General features: G+C 37.6%; 16 protein-coding genes. 3 read left to right on the forward strand and 13 right to left on the reverse strand.

All coding sequences use genetic code 11. The features are described from left to right. Window positions 1-34: 34 nt before the first annotated feature. Entirely contained in the window at window positions 35-1,522 is a 1,488-nt protein-coding gene (nhaC, locus tag N693_RS0118035) for a Na+/H+ antiporter NhaC (RefSeq protein WP_025786266.1), read from the reverse strand. Between the two features lie 223 nt (window positions 1,523-1,745). Here nhaC and N693_RS0118040 point away from each other — a divergent pair, with 223 nt between their 5' ends. Beyond that, complete coding sequence (locus N693_RS0118040; RefSeq protein ID WP_025786267.1) at window positions 1,746-2,609, forward strand: YitT family protein; 864 nt, start codon at window positions 1,746-1,748, stop codon at window positions 2,607-2,609. A gap of 106 nt (window positions 2,610-2,715) precedes the next feature. Here the strand turns inward: N693_RS0118040 and N693_RS0118045 are convergent, their stop codons facing one another. The 12 genes from N693_RS0118045 to N693_RS0118125 all read right to left on the reverse strand — a co-directional run bounded on the left by N693_RS0118045 (window position 2,716) and on the right by N693_RS0118125 (window position 13,121). Next, complete coding sequence (locus N693_RS0118045) at window positions 2,716-3,246, reverse strand: GNAT family N-acetyltransferase (RefSeq protein ID WP_025786268.1); 531 nt, start codon at window positions 3,244-3,246, stop codon at window positions 2,716-2,718. Between the two features lie 558 nt (window positions 3,247-3,804). After that, complete coding sequence (locus N693_RS0118055) at window positions 3,805-4,224, reverse strand: hypothetical protein (RefSeq protein WP_025786270.1); 420 nt, start codon at window positions 4,222-4,224, stop codon at window positions 3,805-3,807. 762 nt (window positions 4,225-4,986) lie between these two features. Then, the gene (locus tag N693_RS0118070; protein ID WP_156028963.1) at window positions 4,987-6,057 is read right to left on the reverse strand and encodes a hypothetical protein; all 1,071 of its coding nucleotides are present in this window, start codon (window positions 6,055-6,057) and stop codon (window positions 4,987-4,989) included. A 159-nt stretch (window positions 6,058-6,216) separates the two neighbouring features. Beyond that, window positions 6,217-6,390: a hypothetical protein gene (locus N693_RS20335; protein WP_156028964.1), complete on the reverse strand. Its 174-nt coding sequence runs from the start codon at window positions 6,388-6,390 to the stop codon at window positions 6,217-6,219. Window positions 6,391-6,735: 345 nt separating this feature from the next. After that, window positions 6,736-7,455 carry a DUF5694 domain-containing protein gene (locus N693_RS0118080; RefSeq protein ID WP_025786274.1) on the reverse strand — a complete coding sequence of 240 codons (720 nt, stop codon included), beginning with the start codon at window positions 7,453-7,455 and terminating at the stop codon, window positions 6,736-6,738. 107 nt (window positions 7,456-7,562) lie between these two features. After that, window positions 7,563-7,823 carry a hypothetical protein gene (locus N693_RS0118085; RefSeq protein WP_025786275.1) on the reverse strand — a complete coding sequence of 87 codons (261 nt, stop codon included), beginning with the start codon at window positions 7,821-7,823 and terminating at the stop codon, window positions 7,563-7,565. 182 nt (window positions 7,824-8,005) lie between these two features. Next, window positions 8,006-9,472 (reverse strand): amidase family protein, encoded by a 1,467-nt coding sequence (locus tag N693_RS0118090; protein WP_025786276.1) that lies wholly within the window; start codon window positions 9,470-9,472, stop codon window positions 8,006-8,008. 150 nt (window positions 9,473-9,622) lie between these two features. Beyond that, window positions 9,623-9,781 carry a hypothetical protein gene (locus N693_RS20340; RefSeq protein ID WP_156028965.1) on the reverse strand — a complete coding sequence of 53 codons (159 nt, stop codon included), beginning with the start codon at window positions 9,779-9,781 and terminating at the stop codon, window positions 9,623-9,625. A 315-nt stretch (window positions 9,782-10,096) separates the two neighbouring features. Continuing rightward, window positions 10,097-10,621, reverse strand: coding sequence for a GNAT family N-acetyltransferase (locus N693_RS0118105; protein WP_025786277.1), 525 nt, complete (start codon window positions 10,619-10,621; stop codon window positions 10,097-10,099). Window positions 10,622-11,337: 716 nt separating this feature from the next. Continuing rightward, complete coding sequence (locus N693_RS0118115) at window positions 11,338-11,913, reverse strand: histidine phosphatase family protein (protein ID WP_025786279.1); 576 nt, start codon at window positions 11,911-11,913, stop codon at window positions 11,338-11,340. Between the two features lie 89 nt (window positions 11,914-12,002). Then, window positions 12,003-12,782, reverse strand: coding sequence for an SDR family oxidoreductase (locus N693_RS0118120; protein WP_025786280.1), 780 nt, complete (start codon window positions 12,780-12,782; stop codon window positions 12,003-12,005). Between the two features lie 102 nt (window positions 12,783-12,884). Continuing rightward, window positions 12,885-13,121 (reverse strand): hypothetical protein, encoded by a 237-nt coding sequence (locus N693_RS0118125; protein WP_025786281.1) that lies wholly within the window; start codon window positions 13,119-13,121, stop codon window positions 12,885-12,887. A gap of 205 nt (window positions 13,122-13,326) precedes the next feature. Here N693_RS0118125 and N693_RS0118130 point away from each other — a divergent pair, with 205 nt between their 5' ends. Together N693_RS0118130 and N693_RS0118135 are read left to right on the forward strand one after the other, a co-directional pair. Beyond that, window positions 13,327-13,647 (forward strand): DUF5658 family protein, encoded by a 321-nt coding sequence (locus tag N693_RS0118130; RefSeq protein WP_025786282.1) that lies wholly within the window; start codon window positions 13,327-13,329, stop codon window positions 13,645-13,647. A gap of 80 nt (window positions 13,648-13,727) precedes the next feature. Further along, window positions 13,728-15,680 (forward strand): translation factor GTPase family protein, encoded by a 1,953-nt coding sequence (locus N693_RS0118135; protein WP_025786283.1) that lies wholly within the window; start codon window positions 13,728-13,730, stop codon window positions 15,678-15,680. The last annotated feature ends 13 nt before the right edge of the window (window positions 15,681-15,693 follow it).

Raw genomic sequence — 15,693 nt, forward strand, 5'->3', positions numbered from 1 at the left:
AGTTAACTCCTGATTTCCTGAACAGCCTCTTTTTTTACGAATGGACGGGCACTTGTTGTTCTTTTTGTTCTACTTCCAAAGAATCCCCTAGTAGTTTCTTTTCTTCTTCATCCACACGTTGTTTTTCCTCTGCTGTCATTTTCACAATAGAGAATCCAGTCAACGCGTAAATAATTGATAGAATCGGTACAACAAAGTTAATAATCGCGTAAGGTCCGTACTCTGTTACTCCAACACCTAGTGTTCCAAGGATGAAGACTCCACACGTATTCCACGGGATGAATACAGATGTTAACGTCCCCCCATCCTCTAGCGCACGAGACAGGTTTTTCGAACTGAGACCTTTTTCTTTATAGGCTTTACTGAACATGCGTGAAGGCACAACAATCGAAATATATTGTTCAGAACATGTTGCATTCGTCATAAAACAAGCACCGATTGTTGAGATGACGAGTGACGATGTTGACTTTACAACTTTCAATAGCTGATCCATGATCGCCTTCAGCATACCGGAATACTCTAAGATTCCACCGAACGTCATCGCAACTATTGTCATCGATACGGTATACATCATTGAGTCCAGTCCACCGCCGTCAAACAAGTTGTCTACGAGCGCATTCCCTGTTTTAATGGAGAACCCTTCTTGTAATGCAACTAACGCTTCTGTAACCGAGCCACCTTGAATGAAAATCTGGCTCAGGAACCCCATGACGATTCCGACAATAAGTGCTGGAACGGCTGGAACTTTTAGTGCGACCATGACAATTACAGCAAGTGGAACGAGTAATAGCCAAGGTGAGATAAGGAAACTCTCTTCCATAACTTTTGAAGTTTGAGCGATAGTATTCATATCCAGATTTCCATCTGCGAAACGTCTACCTAGCACGGTGAACACACCAAGAGCGATGACTAGCGCTGGAATCGTTGTATATAACATGTGTTTAATATGGTCAAATAGATCTGTACCAGTTAAACCGGAAGCTAAGTTTGTTGTGTCTGAAAGCGGTGACATTTTATCCCCAAAATAAGCACCTGAGATGACTGCTCCTGCAACCATACCAGCTGGGATTCCCATGCTTAGTCCGATTCCCATTCCTGCAACACCAATCGTCGCCATTGTTGACCACGAACTTCCGATTGCGAGTGAAACGATTGAACAAATGATCATGATCGCTACTAAGAACCAAGCAGGCGTTATTAGTTTTAGGCCGTAAAAAATCATCGTAGCGACAATTCCTCCACCCATCCAAGCACCGATCGTAAGCCCGACGAGCATGATGATTACGACTGCAGGAAGCGCTAGGCGAATCCCTTTATACATCATTTCCTCTATTTCTTTCCAGTTGAATCCATATTTCCAAGCGACCAGTGATGCAATTGAAGTTCCAACGATTAACGGCATATGAGGGCCCTGTTTAAGCCAGACCACAGTGACAAGCATGACGCCAATCATAATTACTAACGGCAAAATCGCCATCCAAAAATTTATCTCACGTTTCTCTCTAGTTTTTCTCTGTTCCATCTGGAACCACCCCCAGCAAAATGTCAGACTAGAACTAACTGTCGCTTAATAGTCGTTAATCGAATAATAAACTCGCTTTTCTGCATTGTCAATAGTTTTTCTGTAAACGGTTACAATGGTATACTAGGTAAGACAGAATGATTTTACACTTATTAGCTCCCTCCTTCCCAGATATTGATAATGTTTTGGGTACAATTCTATAGCACAAAGGTGGTTACTTCCTATGAAAAAGGAGCATAAAAAGGAGACATTCTGGCACTTGATACGTCGATATTTATTTATTGCGGTTGGTGCTGGGCTAGCAGCAGTTGCTTTGGAATTATTTTTAATACCAAACTCTGTCATCGACGGTGGGATTATCGGGATTTCACTGATCATCAATTATTTAAGCGACATCCCCTTCGGAATTTTGATTCTGATTTTCAACTTACCGTTTGTATTTTTTGGGTACAAGCATATCGGGAAAAACTTTTTCCTTTCTTCCACGTTCGCCATTGTATTTTTGGCTGTCATTGAATTTCCATTAAAAGCGGTTGGACCATTTGTGACAGACCCACTACTTGCGACAGCGTTTGGAGGCATACTTCTTGGAGCAGGTGTTGGGATTGTCATTCGAAATGGTGGCGCACTGGATGGAACTGAAATATTAGGGATTTTATTGACGAAAAAAATTCCTTATTCTGTTGGGGAATTCGTGATGTTCCTTAACATCTTCATCTTTGGTTGGGCAGGTTTTGTGCTCGGCCCTGAAAAAGCAATGTATTCCATTTTGACCTATTACATAGCGGCTAAAGCGATTGACGCGGTGATTCAAGGGTTTGACGAGACAAAAGCAGCGATTATTGTTTCGGATGAATTCGAAGAAATGGCAGCTGCAATTAGCAAGCGCTTAGGACGTTCCGTGACGAAGTTGCACGGTAAAGGTGGATATAGTGATAATGAAAAAGATGTTATTTATGTAGTCGTCACTCGTCTTGAGTTGACGAAGTTAAAAGAGATTGTTCATGATATCGATCCATCCGCATTTACGACAATTATGGATACACAAGAAACACACGGTTCACGGTTTAAATCAGCAATCCATTAACGACATAAAGGGCTGTCCCAAGAGGTCATATACATGACACAATGGGCAGCCCTTTGATTTACTTTTTAAAAAGGAACTCGTGAAATCATGAAATCCTTTAACCGATTTACTTTCGATTGATATGAAATAGTACATGTTTTTTTAATGCACTGTCCTCTTTAACTTTCGGATGATAAAATTCCCCAACAAAATCCATACCAATTTTTTTCATCACTTTTTTTGAAGGTTGATTGATATCTGCCGTAAAACTATAAATATCATTAAAATTTAATTCGGTGAATCCATATTCTAAACAGGCTGCCGCTCCCTCTGTTGCATATCCTTTTCCCCATGCTTCTTTTTTGAGTCGCCATCCAATTTCTATGCACGGTGTAAAATCCGCGTCAAATGTTGCCCTATGAAATCCTATGAGCCCAATAAACTCCTTATTTGTTTTTTCTTCCACGGCATATAGTCCAAATCCACATTCTTCAAATTCAGATATAATTGCTTTATAAAAAGCTTTTGTTTCTTCAGATGTTAAGCTCGCCGGAAAATATGTCATGACCTCTTCGTCTGCATTCATTCTCCGAAATGGTTCTAAGTCGGATTCTTTCCAATCCCGTAATTGCAATCTTTCAGTTTCTATATAAATCATTTTACACCTCTTTAGTTTTCACTCTATCTCTATTGTAGCGCAGCTTTCCCCCCTCAATTGCGGATGATTGCTTTAATAGCTATTTCAATCAGTTAAGGAGCAAATCCATAAAATATTAACGTGAAAATAAAGAGCGAAATAAAACTAATTGCTAGTAATAAAACCAACCATAATAGATACATGATGACTCTTAACCAAGTTTTAGCAAATAATCTTTTGGCTATCCTAAACGAAACGTAAGCAACAATTACAAGTGTAGGTACAATATACAAGAAAGAAAAGAACCCTACCCAATCATTAAGACTTTGAAAACCGCCATCCAATACAGGTCCATCATATAAGTGATACTTATCCGATATTTTGGAGATTCCTGATAAAAACACGATTGAAAGCAAAGTGAAATAAAGGAGAATCGTAACCCGGATCACTCTCTTTTCACGGAACAAAACAACATACATAAAAAGTAAAAACAGAATCAAGACAATTATTTTAAACACTGTTTCACCTCAATATAAAGAGTCATTCACCAAAAAACTTTTTAAAATCGCTTCAATTTCTTTACGCACCTATTGTTTGAAAATGGGTTTCCTCACCATTTTTAAATACTCTCCCGTATTCAAATTCCTCATTCAACTTGATTTTGTATAATTTATATTCGTCTTCTATACCCTCTACATCTGAACTTTCGTTTAAATATATGTTCCATGAATTATCATCGACCTTAATGTCCAAACTCCCAAAACCATTTTCGCCTTCCAAAAAGTCTTGAGTAAGATAGAGATAGCGAACTTTTTCCGAATCATTGAACATATATATGCCATTTCCTTTATCACTCTCGGAAGTTTCTATATGCATGATAAAATCTTTTACATCCTTTTTCACTTTATCAATACTGACTTCTGAAAAAGATACTTCCTCTTTCCCACATCCAGTTAAAATGCTCCCCATCACTAAGATTAGAATTAAAAATCTTCTCAACCTTCTAGACCCCCTTATAATCATTCTATTTAAACAATCCCATCGCGCTGTTGTGGCACATCTGTATTCCATTATCGCCCGCTATGGATGATTAATGAACTAACATTGTTCCTGTTTTGCAATTGGAGATTCATGTTTTTTCATTCAGAAATTCCATCGCTTTCCACAATAAAATTCTGCCAGTAACTACCCATTTCCTTATCAAATAGGATTATGCTTCGTTCATCTGCTGAAATTAACTCATACCTGTATTTAATTGTTTTTGCGTTATCTAGCGAGTGAGATATTAAACCAGATCTAAAAAATAGACATACTGTCACTTCTACGCCTTCAATTTGGTCTGGTTGAAACACAAACTCTATGCAAGAAAAGCCTCCGATTGATGAACGTTATAGCGATTTAATTATTTATTTCCAACCAAGTTGTGAGTTCGGAATCGTCTTCTAGATTAAAATAAGAACGGGCGAATCTTACGAATTCCTCAGTATTTACTTCTTTATACTTATAAAAATCGTAATAAGTTTTTAAAAATTTTTCTGCCTCTTCTAATCCACCTCTATCTTTAAATAATAGCCATAACATTGTTCTGGCTTTACCGTAGAAGTGTGAATTATTTTCATATTGGTCGAGTGGTAGGTTTACAGGTAATGAGGAATCTTTGATTAGTTCAATTCTACCTAGCATTTTCTCATAAGGGACTTCATCATCAGTTTGAGAGAAATGAAACATCTCTTCGGCAAATGAGGTAAAGCCCTCATCTAATCAGGCCTCATTATACGGATCATTATTGATAACCCCGTAAAACCACTGATGTGCGATTTCGTGAACAACCATATTTTTCACAGCCTCATCGCTTACTGGTTTGCTATAAATTGAATCTGCTGTAACAATACCGGGATATTCCATTCCGAGATTATCCAACACAATATCTAATTGAGTAAATGGATATGGCCCCAGTATCCCTTGAAAGTAGCGTAATGAATCAGAAGCAATTCCACTAATCTCCTTATACAAATCGTCTTTCTCTTCAAATCCGAATACCCTTATGTTTACATCCCCCACTTGTTTCTCGACAACAAGCGGATCTTTCAATATAGCTATAAAGATTTCCTTAACATCTTTTACATGAAATGTACCAGATCTTTGGCTGGGATAACTTTCATCTTCACTTGTAGAAACAAAGGTATACCTTTCCGGAATATCATAAGATACATCAAAATCACTGAATCCGGTGTGGTATGTTTCCCCTCTGAATCCATACTCCTCCTTATTCCACTTATGATCCCGATATGTAGCGAGCATGGGATAAAATTGAGCAAGATGATAGTTGTCCTTGGTCTTCGTAAAGCGTAATCCACCTACCGGCAAAGTGAATTGGTAAGAAAAATCCACTGCTACATTATCTCCAGGTTGGACCGGTGTATCCAACGGGATAACTAATGTGTCTTTATTCAAAGTGAATCCGGAAGATTTATCTTCTACTAAAACATCATGTATCTGTAAAGTTGCTGAAACATCCAAGGTGTTTCCCAACTGCTCTGAACTCTCTTTCGTAAATACGTTTGGAACAAAATAGAATACTAATTCTTGCCACGTATCTTTTGAAGTATTTTTAATTTCCACTTCAGTTTCTATTTGAAACTCCCCATCTGTATCCATTTTCAAGTGAATATCATAACGACTTTCATTACCGGATGGTAGCGTTTGAGGTGAAAAATCTTCTTTAAGCACGTTTTTTTCAACTAGAACTGTCTCTTTGTCTGTGTTTTTGGGGTTAGGTTTCAGAAGAACAAAAATCACCAAGATTAGAATTATAACAAGTATTATAAGCATTAATCTCTTTTTAACTGGACACGCCCCACTTCTGTATTTTTTACTTAATACATTTCTATTCTTGATAGGATTTGTAGATTACTTCAAAACTGTTAATCCCACGCAAAACCCAAAACCGATATTTATTTTAAACATAATGGCCCGATTGAAGCACAAACCTTATGCAAGAAATGCCCCCGTTTGAAGTACATCCATTTGTTTAGTTAACATAGGTTTAAAATCATTAATTAAATCCATCATATCGAATTTTTCTGGGATATTAAATTTGCCTTCAAAACGAATAATTGCTGTTTTAGGAATAGTTTCTATATCAAATTCTTCGTCTTCTGTCATATCAAAGTAGTTATCCTTACTATTTTTTTCAAGGAGTTCTTCAAATTCATTACAATCAAATATTGGGTTATCAACAATCCCCCCTCGACTTCATCGACATTAGCATAGTTTCCTGATGCAATAGGTATACCCCCACGGACAGATTTAGAAGTGTTTTTCCTCACCTTTCCAATGTTTACCTTTCTTTCTCCTTATATTAAGGCACTGTAACCTGCAACTTTTTGTGAATCAAAGTAAATTAGATTTTTAAACATTTATTTATTATCCCACCTTGCATTTTTGTTTTTTCTTCTCATAACTTTATCATCCTTCTACAACAAAATCGCCAGTCCCCGGAAGATCTATCTAAGAATTCTGTTTTTTAGACAGATAACTAAGAGGGTCAACGACCTCGAAAAGTTCACTTTCCTCAATGAACTTTGTAACAATAGATGAGTGCCCTACACCCACAATAAAGAGAACACGTTCATCCTCAGAATCAATAAGTTTAGTTAAATTTGCAAACATGATGAGGTTTCTTTTATACCACCAACTTAACCAGTTCATCCCAACGTAATCAGTAACATCACCAATCCGTGCAATATTCAAATGAAGTTTATTCACCTTCTCAATTAAGGCAGGCGCGTTTAATTCTTTGTAGTAATCGACTACACTTTTGTCTTCTAACAATACAGGAGCCTCTAGTCCCTCATGTATTTCATTTAGAAGTTTCGGTTGATTTTCCTTTGCCCAACTCTCAACTTCCCCAAAACTCATATCTGCATCGCCCATCCAATCAGTCGCATAAATCTGTTCATGTTCCATCTTTAAACCTAACCGAAAGGCTACTTGATATATCTCATTCATTTTTAGTTTGTATGTACCTAGTTTATATTGATTAAATTCATCGTTATACGATTCACTATCTTCTGGTACCATTTCAACTGCAATTTTAGTTGGTTTAAACTTTTCTAGTTTAGAGACCAATTCCTCTATTTCTCTTTGTCTTTTTTCGGAATTCAGACCTTCATATTCAGACATATGAAAACTTCCCAGTACAAGAACTTTCGCCTTTTCTTGTTTCAATTAAATTCCCCCTTTTTAATATCCATGCATTTACAGCATTGGAGCATACTCTGTTAAGTGGCCCTATTCATGAACAACCTTGTACGGTTGACGCCACCGTTTGAATATTACAAAAACAATACTCTTAAAAATAGGAACAGGAAGTATATAACCGGAATAAGTGTTATAACAATCCCCACAATCCTCATACGCTTCTTAAATTGTAATGAAAAGCCTATAACCCATAAAACAAATAGCAACAAAAAGTACCATCTGTAAGTTGGTGTTTCAGTCTCCGCAATTCCTGGACCACTCATCCACAGCGACAATAACAATACAAATACCCCTGAAATAGCATTCCATAAATGCCTTACCATTGTTTTCCCCATTTCCCCACTCCTTGCTTTGTTTGCTATCACCTTAATCATCCAACTGGCCCGATTAAAGCACAATCCTTATGCAATAAATGCACCTTTTTACATAATAAGGGATTAGCAGACCTTATATTTGAATCAAATGTTATTCTAGATTTATTAAGGTCTCCATTAGACTTAAATATATTTGTCTTTATCTATATTAATTTCGGACTTTTGCGATGTTTATTAGCTTGTTCAAAAGCATACGCCAATTGAATTAATATCCCTTCACTAAAGGCGCCACCTGCAAAAGTTATTCCAAATGGTCTTCCACTTGCTTTGTATCCAGCAGGTAGGGCTAACGATGGATACCCGGCTTTGGCAAAGATTGTTGAACCTATATACGAAGGGAAAAGAATTGCATCAAGATCATGCTTTTTCAAGATATAATCAATCCCAGTTTGGGAAAAATATAAATCCTCTAGTTTTGCATCTAAATAGTCCGGATTACTTAACGTATTGGGTAAATCCACAATTTCCTCCAACTTATTCTGTCCGTATTTCAATGCCTTATCTGCATTACGCTTATTAAACTGAATCAAATCAGTTATAGAATGTACAGGTAAATGCGAGGGGAGTTTGGAAAGATAATTTTCTAGGCTATGTTTCAATTCCGAATGAAGTACTACCCTTTTCCACTCTCTATGAAAAGAAGGAATGTCTATATCTTCGATGACCAAAGCACCCTCTTCATATAAGGTCTGTATGGCATCTTCAAACAATCCCGCGTCATATTCTTGAGATTCATAAAACCCTTTAGAAGCATTTTTGAACACGCCAATTTTAGCACCCTTCAAACCCAAAGAATCCAAATAAATTGAATAATCCTGTTGTACTCTTCCTTCGCTTTTATGGGTAGCAGGGTCAATCTTATCAACACCAACTAGTGCTCCTAATAAAATAGTCGCGTCCGTAACCGTTCTTGCCATTGGTCCTGCCGTATCTTGAGAATATGTGAAAGGGATTATACCAGTCCGGCTAATCAATCCAACAGTAGGTTTAATACCTACCACAGAATTTGTAACCGCAGGACTTAGAATAGAAGCATCTGTTTCAGTGCCTACAGACAATACTGTGAAATTTGCAGCAACTGCCACAGCTGAACCTGAACTTGATCCACCAACAAAAAGTTGAGCATCACCATAAGGATTTAATACTTGCCCCCCTCTGGAACTATAGCCTGCCCACATTGTATTTGACATCCCATTAGCTAGTTCTGTCATATTAGCCTTGCCCAAGATTACTGCACCCGCGTTACGGAGCTTTTCAACAAGGAATGCATCATTACTACTAATATGACTTTCTAATGCAAGTGTTCCTGCACTTGTATGCATTGAATCATTTGTTTCAATACTGTCTTTAAGAACAACGGGTATACCGTGTAACGGACCTCTAACGCCCTTCACCTTTCGTTCATGGTCTAATGCTTCAGCAATGAATATTGCATCAGGATTTATTTCAAGAATAGAATTTATTTTCGGACCGTCTTGGTCATACCTAGCTATTCTGTGAAGATAATACATAACCAACTCTTTGGAGGTTACTTCTTCGTTTTCTATGGCTTCTTGAATTTCATTAATAGTTAATTCTTCCTTAAAAAAATTATTAAACTCTATTTCCAATAGTATGCTCCTTTTTACTTCGTTTTTTATTCATAAGTAATTATTCAATATGATTTTGAATATACTTTTTCAATTAAATGGCCCTATTGCGACATAGTCGTGTTACTGAAATGCCCCCGATTTATGAAGATTTCCGTTTATTTACGATACCTATTCTTTGTCGTCTATGTACTTTCTAATCTCATCTATCTTTTTGTCCATTTCGTTTAATTTAGCTTTCGTATGTTTTATAAAATCAGCGACTTTTAAGATTAAGTAAATGATAATAATAAAGATTATAATATCTACTCCAAAATCAACAGCACTCATACCTTCCCACCTCTTTTTTTATAAGATTATTCTATGCAACTAGCTGGCCCGTTTCAGGCACAGTGCTTATTCCGCTACCTACCTTTTGTGTAATTATTCACTTTTTTCTACTAGCCTTTTCAACAGTTCTTTAATTTCTTTATTTTGTTGAGTCTCTTTTCTAAGTTGCGTGTCTATTGAAAGAAGAAAAATTATTGTAATAGTAAAACCTATAAGAAGACTCACTGTGATTCCCCCTTATCTACTTTTCCAATATAATCTGACCCTATCGCTGCACGGAAGTGTACCATTAACGCATCAGTTAATATAAAAAAATTATAATATAGTCCTAAGATCTTCCCATCCATATACAAGTTCGGAAAGTTTCTTACCACCAATCTCTACTTCAACAGTATCTATTTTTCTTCCCCCTAGTGACTCATAAAACTTACGAGAATTATTGTTTTCCAAAACAAGAACAAGCATTGAGTTCAGTCCAACTCCAATAATGTCATTGATGATTGGCTTAACAAGTGCTGTTCCAATTCCCTTTCCCTGATAATCTTGTAAAATATAGATGGCGTATAACTCCCCATCACAGCCCTTATAGTTACCGCTTCTTTCTTTACCTCCTTTGGCAAACCCAACTATTTCTCCACCGTTGTTTTCCGCTATATAAATACCCCCATGGGGAATGGCATTGGTCCACATCTGTTCACGACTTTCATACGAAAGGCTCGTTAAATATTCATCTGGCACTATGTTTGCATATGTTGTTTTCCAACTGTCGACGTGTACTTTAGCTATTCCGACAGCATCTGTAACAACTGCTTTTCTAATTTTATAAAGGTCGATATCCACTTATTTAATCCCCCTCCAAATTCCACAAAATGGCTTGTTTGAAGCTCAGCTGTTGTTACACAACCGCACCCTATAAACTAAAAGTGGACACAGTTGCTCATTAGCTCTTTGGATTGTCTACCTTTTTTACTGATTAAGGTTATCTATTTTCTTTTCAATTCTATCGAGTTGCTGTTTTCTCTTATTTTTAGAACGAACCAATAATACAATCAAAGCTATAATTATCACTGTAAAACCTAGTGAAACCAGAGTAAATACGATATCTCCTAAGTTAACCGTGCTATTAATAGAGTCTAAATTAATTTCCCTCTCCTCCTCTTCAACTTCTAATCATCTTGCTGGATTGAAACGTACTCTGTCTGCAACAACTACACCCCATAAACATCAATACAAATAATTTATTCTAGAATGCTTTTAACTTTTTCAAAAAGATATAATATTCCAATAACTATCAAAATAACCATAGCCACAATATAAAAACTTGATTGAAAGGTATGACTTAGAGATGTCATGCTGCTTACTACTACACTTCCTAAAACAAAAAATAATATTACCATGGACAATACTCTGTCCTTCATATTGATCCACCCCCATAACTTCCAATCTTATAGAATCAAAATGGACTTTATGCGAGATTTGCGCAAGAGATTATAAAGCAATCTCACCCTTTGCTGAAAGTCAAAAAAGAATTCAACTCACAACTCCAGAGTAATAAGTCAACATTTAATTTCAAACCATCCTGTTTCATCCAGAAAGTCTTCTCTTGACAATCTACAGCCAGAAATAAATTGACGATATGCAGTGATAGTACCATCGTGGGAAACTACATAAATTTTATGTATATTCAATAACTTCAACCTCTCAATAAATTCGTGCGCAATCTTATTGTATTCACTATCCGGCAGAGTATTAATACCTTCATCCCATAAATAGGAAGAAACATTTGTATCTAATTCTAGATCTGGATAATCTCTTTTTATTATTTCTAAATCAATAATTTCATCGCAAGGCAATGTCTTTCCATTTGTACGAGTAGGAAATATTCGTGGAGAAACCAATGGACTTACAACTTTACGACAGTCAATATTATTAGTCCAAATCAGCGCAGTTTCTAAGGTTCTTCTAATAGGGCTAATAAATATAATATCCTCATTCTTTAAAAAGAACTTTTTCCATAACAACTTCGCTTGATTTATTCCCTTTACTGTTAATGAGGGATTCTTTATGTGCAAGCTACTTGGTAAGTTTAACGTGTGTTCACCTTGGCCATGACGAATAAATATCAACTCCACTTGATCACCACCAATCATAGTTACAATTTAAAATAAATTATTCAAATCTTAGTTCAAGTTCCTTAATAGCCCCGTTTGCCGTATTTAAATTATCTACCTGCATACCCACCTTCAGATTTGATGACTTGACCTGTAATCCACTCGGACTCATCACTAGCTAAAAATTTTATTAATCTTGCGGCATCCTCCGGTTTTCCAACACGCCCTGTAGGGAAAAATTGTGATAATGAATCTTTTATTTCTTTATCCATCCAGCCTGAATCTGTTGGCCCCGGGTCAATTGAATTGACGGTAATTCCAATGGGAGCAAGTCCTACTGATAGTGGTTCCGTTATTGCGATTAGCATACCTTTCGAAGCAATATAGGCTAGATTATTGGGATCTGGCCCTTTTGAGACAAAATTAATGATTCTTCCACCACTTTTACCAGAAAAAGCCATCTCAAACCTTTTAGCAAATTCCGTGCTTAGTAAAATTGTTCCACTGTTGTTTATCTGATAATGTCTATCAAGAACTTCTGAGTTCATGGAACGGAAGTTAACTGATTTTTGATAGGTGGCATTGTTTATTAACACACTTGCCGTACCAAGAGTCTTTTCAGTACAATTTAAAATCTTTGTTGGTGCTTCTGGTTCTGACAAATCAGCCTCCATATGATGGCACCGTACTCCAAAACTTTTTATCTTGTTACTTAAAGCATAAGGATAATCTTCTTCTGCCCCAATGCCTTCATTTTTGTCATAATCGCTCCAATGGGTAAAAAAGATATCTGCACCTGCTTCTGCAAGCATTAAACAAATTGCAGAGCCAATACCTCGGGAACGACTTGCACCAGTAACAATTGCTATTTTCCCATTTAAAATGCCCATATTTTCCTCCCCATCATTGTTTCGAAAACTATTTTTCCCTTATACTCAAAAGCCACAGGTCCATTTTTCAGAATCACCGCAGATGATGGCGTAAAACTATTTTCACTGATTATATTTTTGCGGATTATTGAAAAAATCAACATAATTGTATCTTCCAATTAAGTCAAAAGTCTTCTCAGTTTCATTAAATTCAAGTACAATCACTTCTCCGCGCATGCCTGAGTCCAAAGCAGTATCAATAATAGCTATTCGATTTTCCCCCAGTTGATCAATTCTCTTTGTCAATTTTGCCCTATTTGCTGAAATTAGTATTTCGTCATATCCATTAAATTGTATCAAATTTCCACTTCTAATATTGCTCTTTTTTCAAAATAATCAATTTCCGTTATAAATGCTCAAAAAACCAATTTTAAACAACAACATAAACTGTGCTGCTATACCTTCCATGCGAAGGCTTTTTGAAGGATAGAATTTCTACCACTTGAATAGATGCCCTTTCTGATATGCATGCTGATAACTATGTATGTCAGAATGGAGAGTTATTATGCTGAAAAGCTCTGTTTCAGTTGTCACGACTCGATTGCTCTGGTTATTATTAGGCTTGTCTCTAGTTGACGCTTTAGCAACCGATTTCGGATTACGCTTTGAGCTGATTGAGGAAGCGAATCCAATGATGGATTACGTATATGAAAGTAGTGTTATTGGGTTTTACTTTGTAAAGCTCGTCCTTCCTATTAGCCTATTTACTCTTCAATCGGTAGTTGCACGTTCTAGATTCGTGCAAAGACTCCTCCAATTAACGATTGGTCTTTACGTCGTAATATCGGGGTTACACGTTTTTTGGTTTGTGCTTCAATTCTCATAAAGAATATCCCGTATTTCATCTAAAATCGTGTTGGTGCTATACTGTCAGTACAACGACTTTGGGAAATGGCGGGTACATAGATGAAACAAACAATAGGAATTCTCGCGCATGTGGACGCGGGGAAAACGACATTTTCAGAACAACTTCTTTTCTTGACGAAACAAATACGGGAACGTGGTCGTGTGGATCATCAGGATGCTTTTTTAGATAATCATTCGATTGAACGCGCTCGAGGAATTACTGTGTTTGCAGAACAGGCGGAGATTGAATATGAAGGAAGCTCATTTACACTAATCGATACTCCAGGTCATGCCGACTTCTCCCCCGAAATGGAAAGGGCAGTCCAAGTGATGGACGCAGCGATTGTATTGGTTAGTGCTGTCGATGGTGTCCAAGGGCATACGGAGCGGGTCTGGCAATTGCTGCGAGATGCGAAAGTTCCAACATTTTTGTTCATTAACAAAATGGATCGCGAAACAGCTGATGCGGCTTCTAGTATGAGCGAGCTTCAGGAGTCCTTGTCAGTAGATTGTTTTGACTTGAGCCAAATTGGAACCGATGGAACCATGTCAGAAGAATTGGCAGAGTGGCTTGCGGAGCGTGATGATACATTACTCAATCGCTATTTGGAGTCTGGTTATGATAAAGATTTTTGGATGGAAACGCTAAAGCTACTTGTACAGGACGGAAAAGTTTTTCCAAGTGGACACGGATCTGCATTGAAGGATATTGGCATTGAATCTTTCTTTGCTTCATTTGTACATCTCATAGAAAGAACGGAAACGGATAACGATAGTAGGCCATTTACTGCATCCGTTTATAAAATTCGCCATGATGAGAATGGACAACGCATCACGTTTTTAAAAATTTTAAGCGGTACTCTTCATGTACGTGATGAATTGACGGTCGGTGGTCAGGATGAAAAAGTTACACAAATCAGGATATATAGCGGTACTAAATTCAACCCAATCCCCGAAGCAACTGTTGGCGATTTAGTTGCTGTAACAGGTCTGACGAATGCATCTGCTGGAGACACGATTGGTCTCGCAGACGACCGTAATCCTTACAGTTCGAAACCTGCACTTAAAGCGGCTGTCCAGTATGATTCCACCTATTCCAGTAAAGACGTGTGGAATGTATTCAATATGCTCGATGCTGAAGATCCTACACTACATGCGGTTTGGAATGAGCATAGCCAGGAAATCGAAATTCGGGTCATGGGTGTGATCCAGCTTGAAGTACTTCACCATATTGTGTACGAACGGTTCAATATGAATGTTACTTTCGGAACTCCCACCATTCTTTATAAGGAAACGATTGCTTCGACAGTTACTGGATACGGCCATTTCGAACCGTTAAAACATTATGCCGAAGTGCACGTTAAAATGGAACCTGCTGAGCGTGGTTCAGGCATTCACTTTACGTCAAGTTGCCATACGGATGCCCTTTCTCCTGGTCATCAACGTGTCATTGAAAAGCATTTATTTGAACGCGATCATCATGGGATCTTAACGGGTTCCCCGCTTACCGATGTTTCCGTTACGTTACTAACAGGGCGTTCACATAACGAGCATACCTCTGGCGGTGATTTCAGAGAATCTCTGTTCCGCGCACTCCGACAGGGATTGGAGCAAGCGGAAAACCTACTTCTTGAGCCCTACTATGCATTTAAAATGAAAATCGATAGCGACCATATTGGACGAGCTTTGACGGACATACAAACGGCTCATGGAATTTTTCATGCTCCAGAAACCTCCGGGCACTATACGGTTGTCACTGGACGTGTCCCTGTTGCATCCTTCATGAATTACAGTACTGAATTTGCTTCTTACACAGGAGGCAAAGGAGTTCTCATTCTGACGTTGGATGGATATGGCCCATGTCACAATCCAGAACAAGTGATAGATCGGATTGGATACGACAAATCGGCTGATCCGGAATACTCGTCTTCATCGGTGTTTTGTGCAAAAGGCAAAGGGTACGTGGTCCCCTGGCAAGAAGCTAAGGCTGCCATGCATTGTGAAGTTGAGTAGAAAGGAAGAGTTT

The organism is Sporosarcina sp. D27 (assembly GCF_000586555.1).
Taxonomy (GTDB): domain Bacteria; phylum Bacillota; class Bacilli; order Bacillales_A; family Planococcaceae; genus Sporosarcina.

What these genes read in the sequence shown, in the direction of transcription:
- nhaC (WP_025786266.1), bottom strand. Translation starts at nt 1,522, where the DNA reads ATGGAACAGAGAAAAACTAGAGAGAAACGTGAGATAAATTTTTGGATG.
- N693_RS0118040 (WP_025786267.1), top strand. Translation starts at nt 1,746, where the DNA reads ATGAAAAAGGAGCATAAAAAGGAGACATTCTGGCACTTGATACGTCGA.
- N693_RS0118045 (WP_025786268.1), bottom strand. Translation starts at nt 3,246, where the DNA reads ATGATTTATATAGAAACTGAAAGATTGCAATTACGGGATTGGAAAGAA.
- N693_RS0118070 (WP_156028963.1), bottom strand. Translation starts at nt 6,057, where the DNA reads ATGCTTATAATACTTGTTATAATTCTAATCTTGGTGATTTTTGTTCTT.
- N693_RS20335 (WP_156028964.1), bottom strand. Translation starts at nt 6,390, where the DNA reads ATGACAGAAGACGAAGAATTTGATATAGAAACTATTCCTAAAACAGCA.
- N693_RS0118085 (WP_025786275.1), bottom strand. Translation starts at nt 7,823, where the DNA reads ATGGGGAAAACAATGGTAAGGCATTTATGGAATGCTATTTCAGGGGTA.
- N693_RS20340 (WP_156028965.1), bottom strand. Translation starts at nt 9,781, where the DNA reads ATGAGTGCTGTTGATTTTGGAGTAGATATTATAATCTTTATTATTATC.
- N693_RS0118120 (WP_025786280.1), bottom strand. Translation starts at nt 12,782, where the DNA reads ATGGGCATTTTAAATGGGAAAATAGCAATTGTTACTGGTGCAAGTCGT.
- N693_RS0118130 (WP_025786282.1), top strand. Translation starts at nt 13,327, where the DNA reads ATGCTGAAAAGCTCTGTTTCAGTTGTCACGACTCGATTGCTCTGGTTA.
- N693_RS0118135 (WP_025786283.1), top strand. Translation starts at nt 13,728, where the DNA reads ATGAAACAAACAATAGGAATTCTCGCGCATGTGGACGCGGGGAAAACG.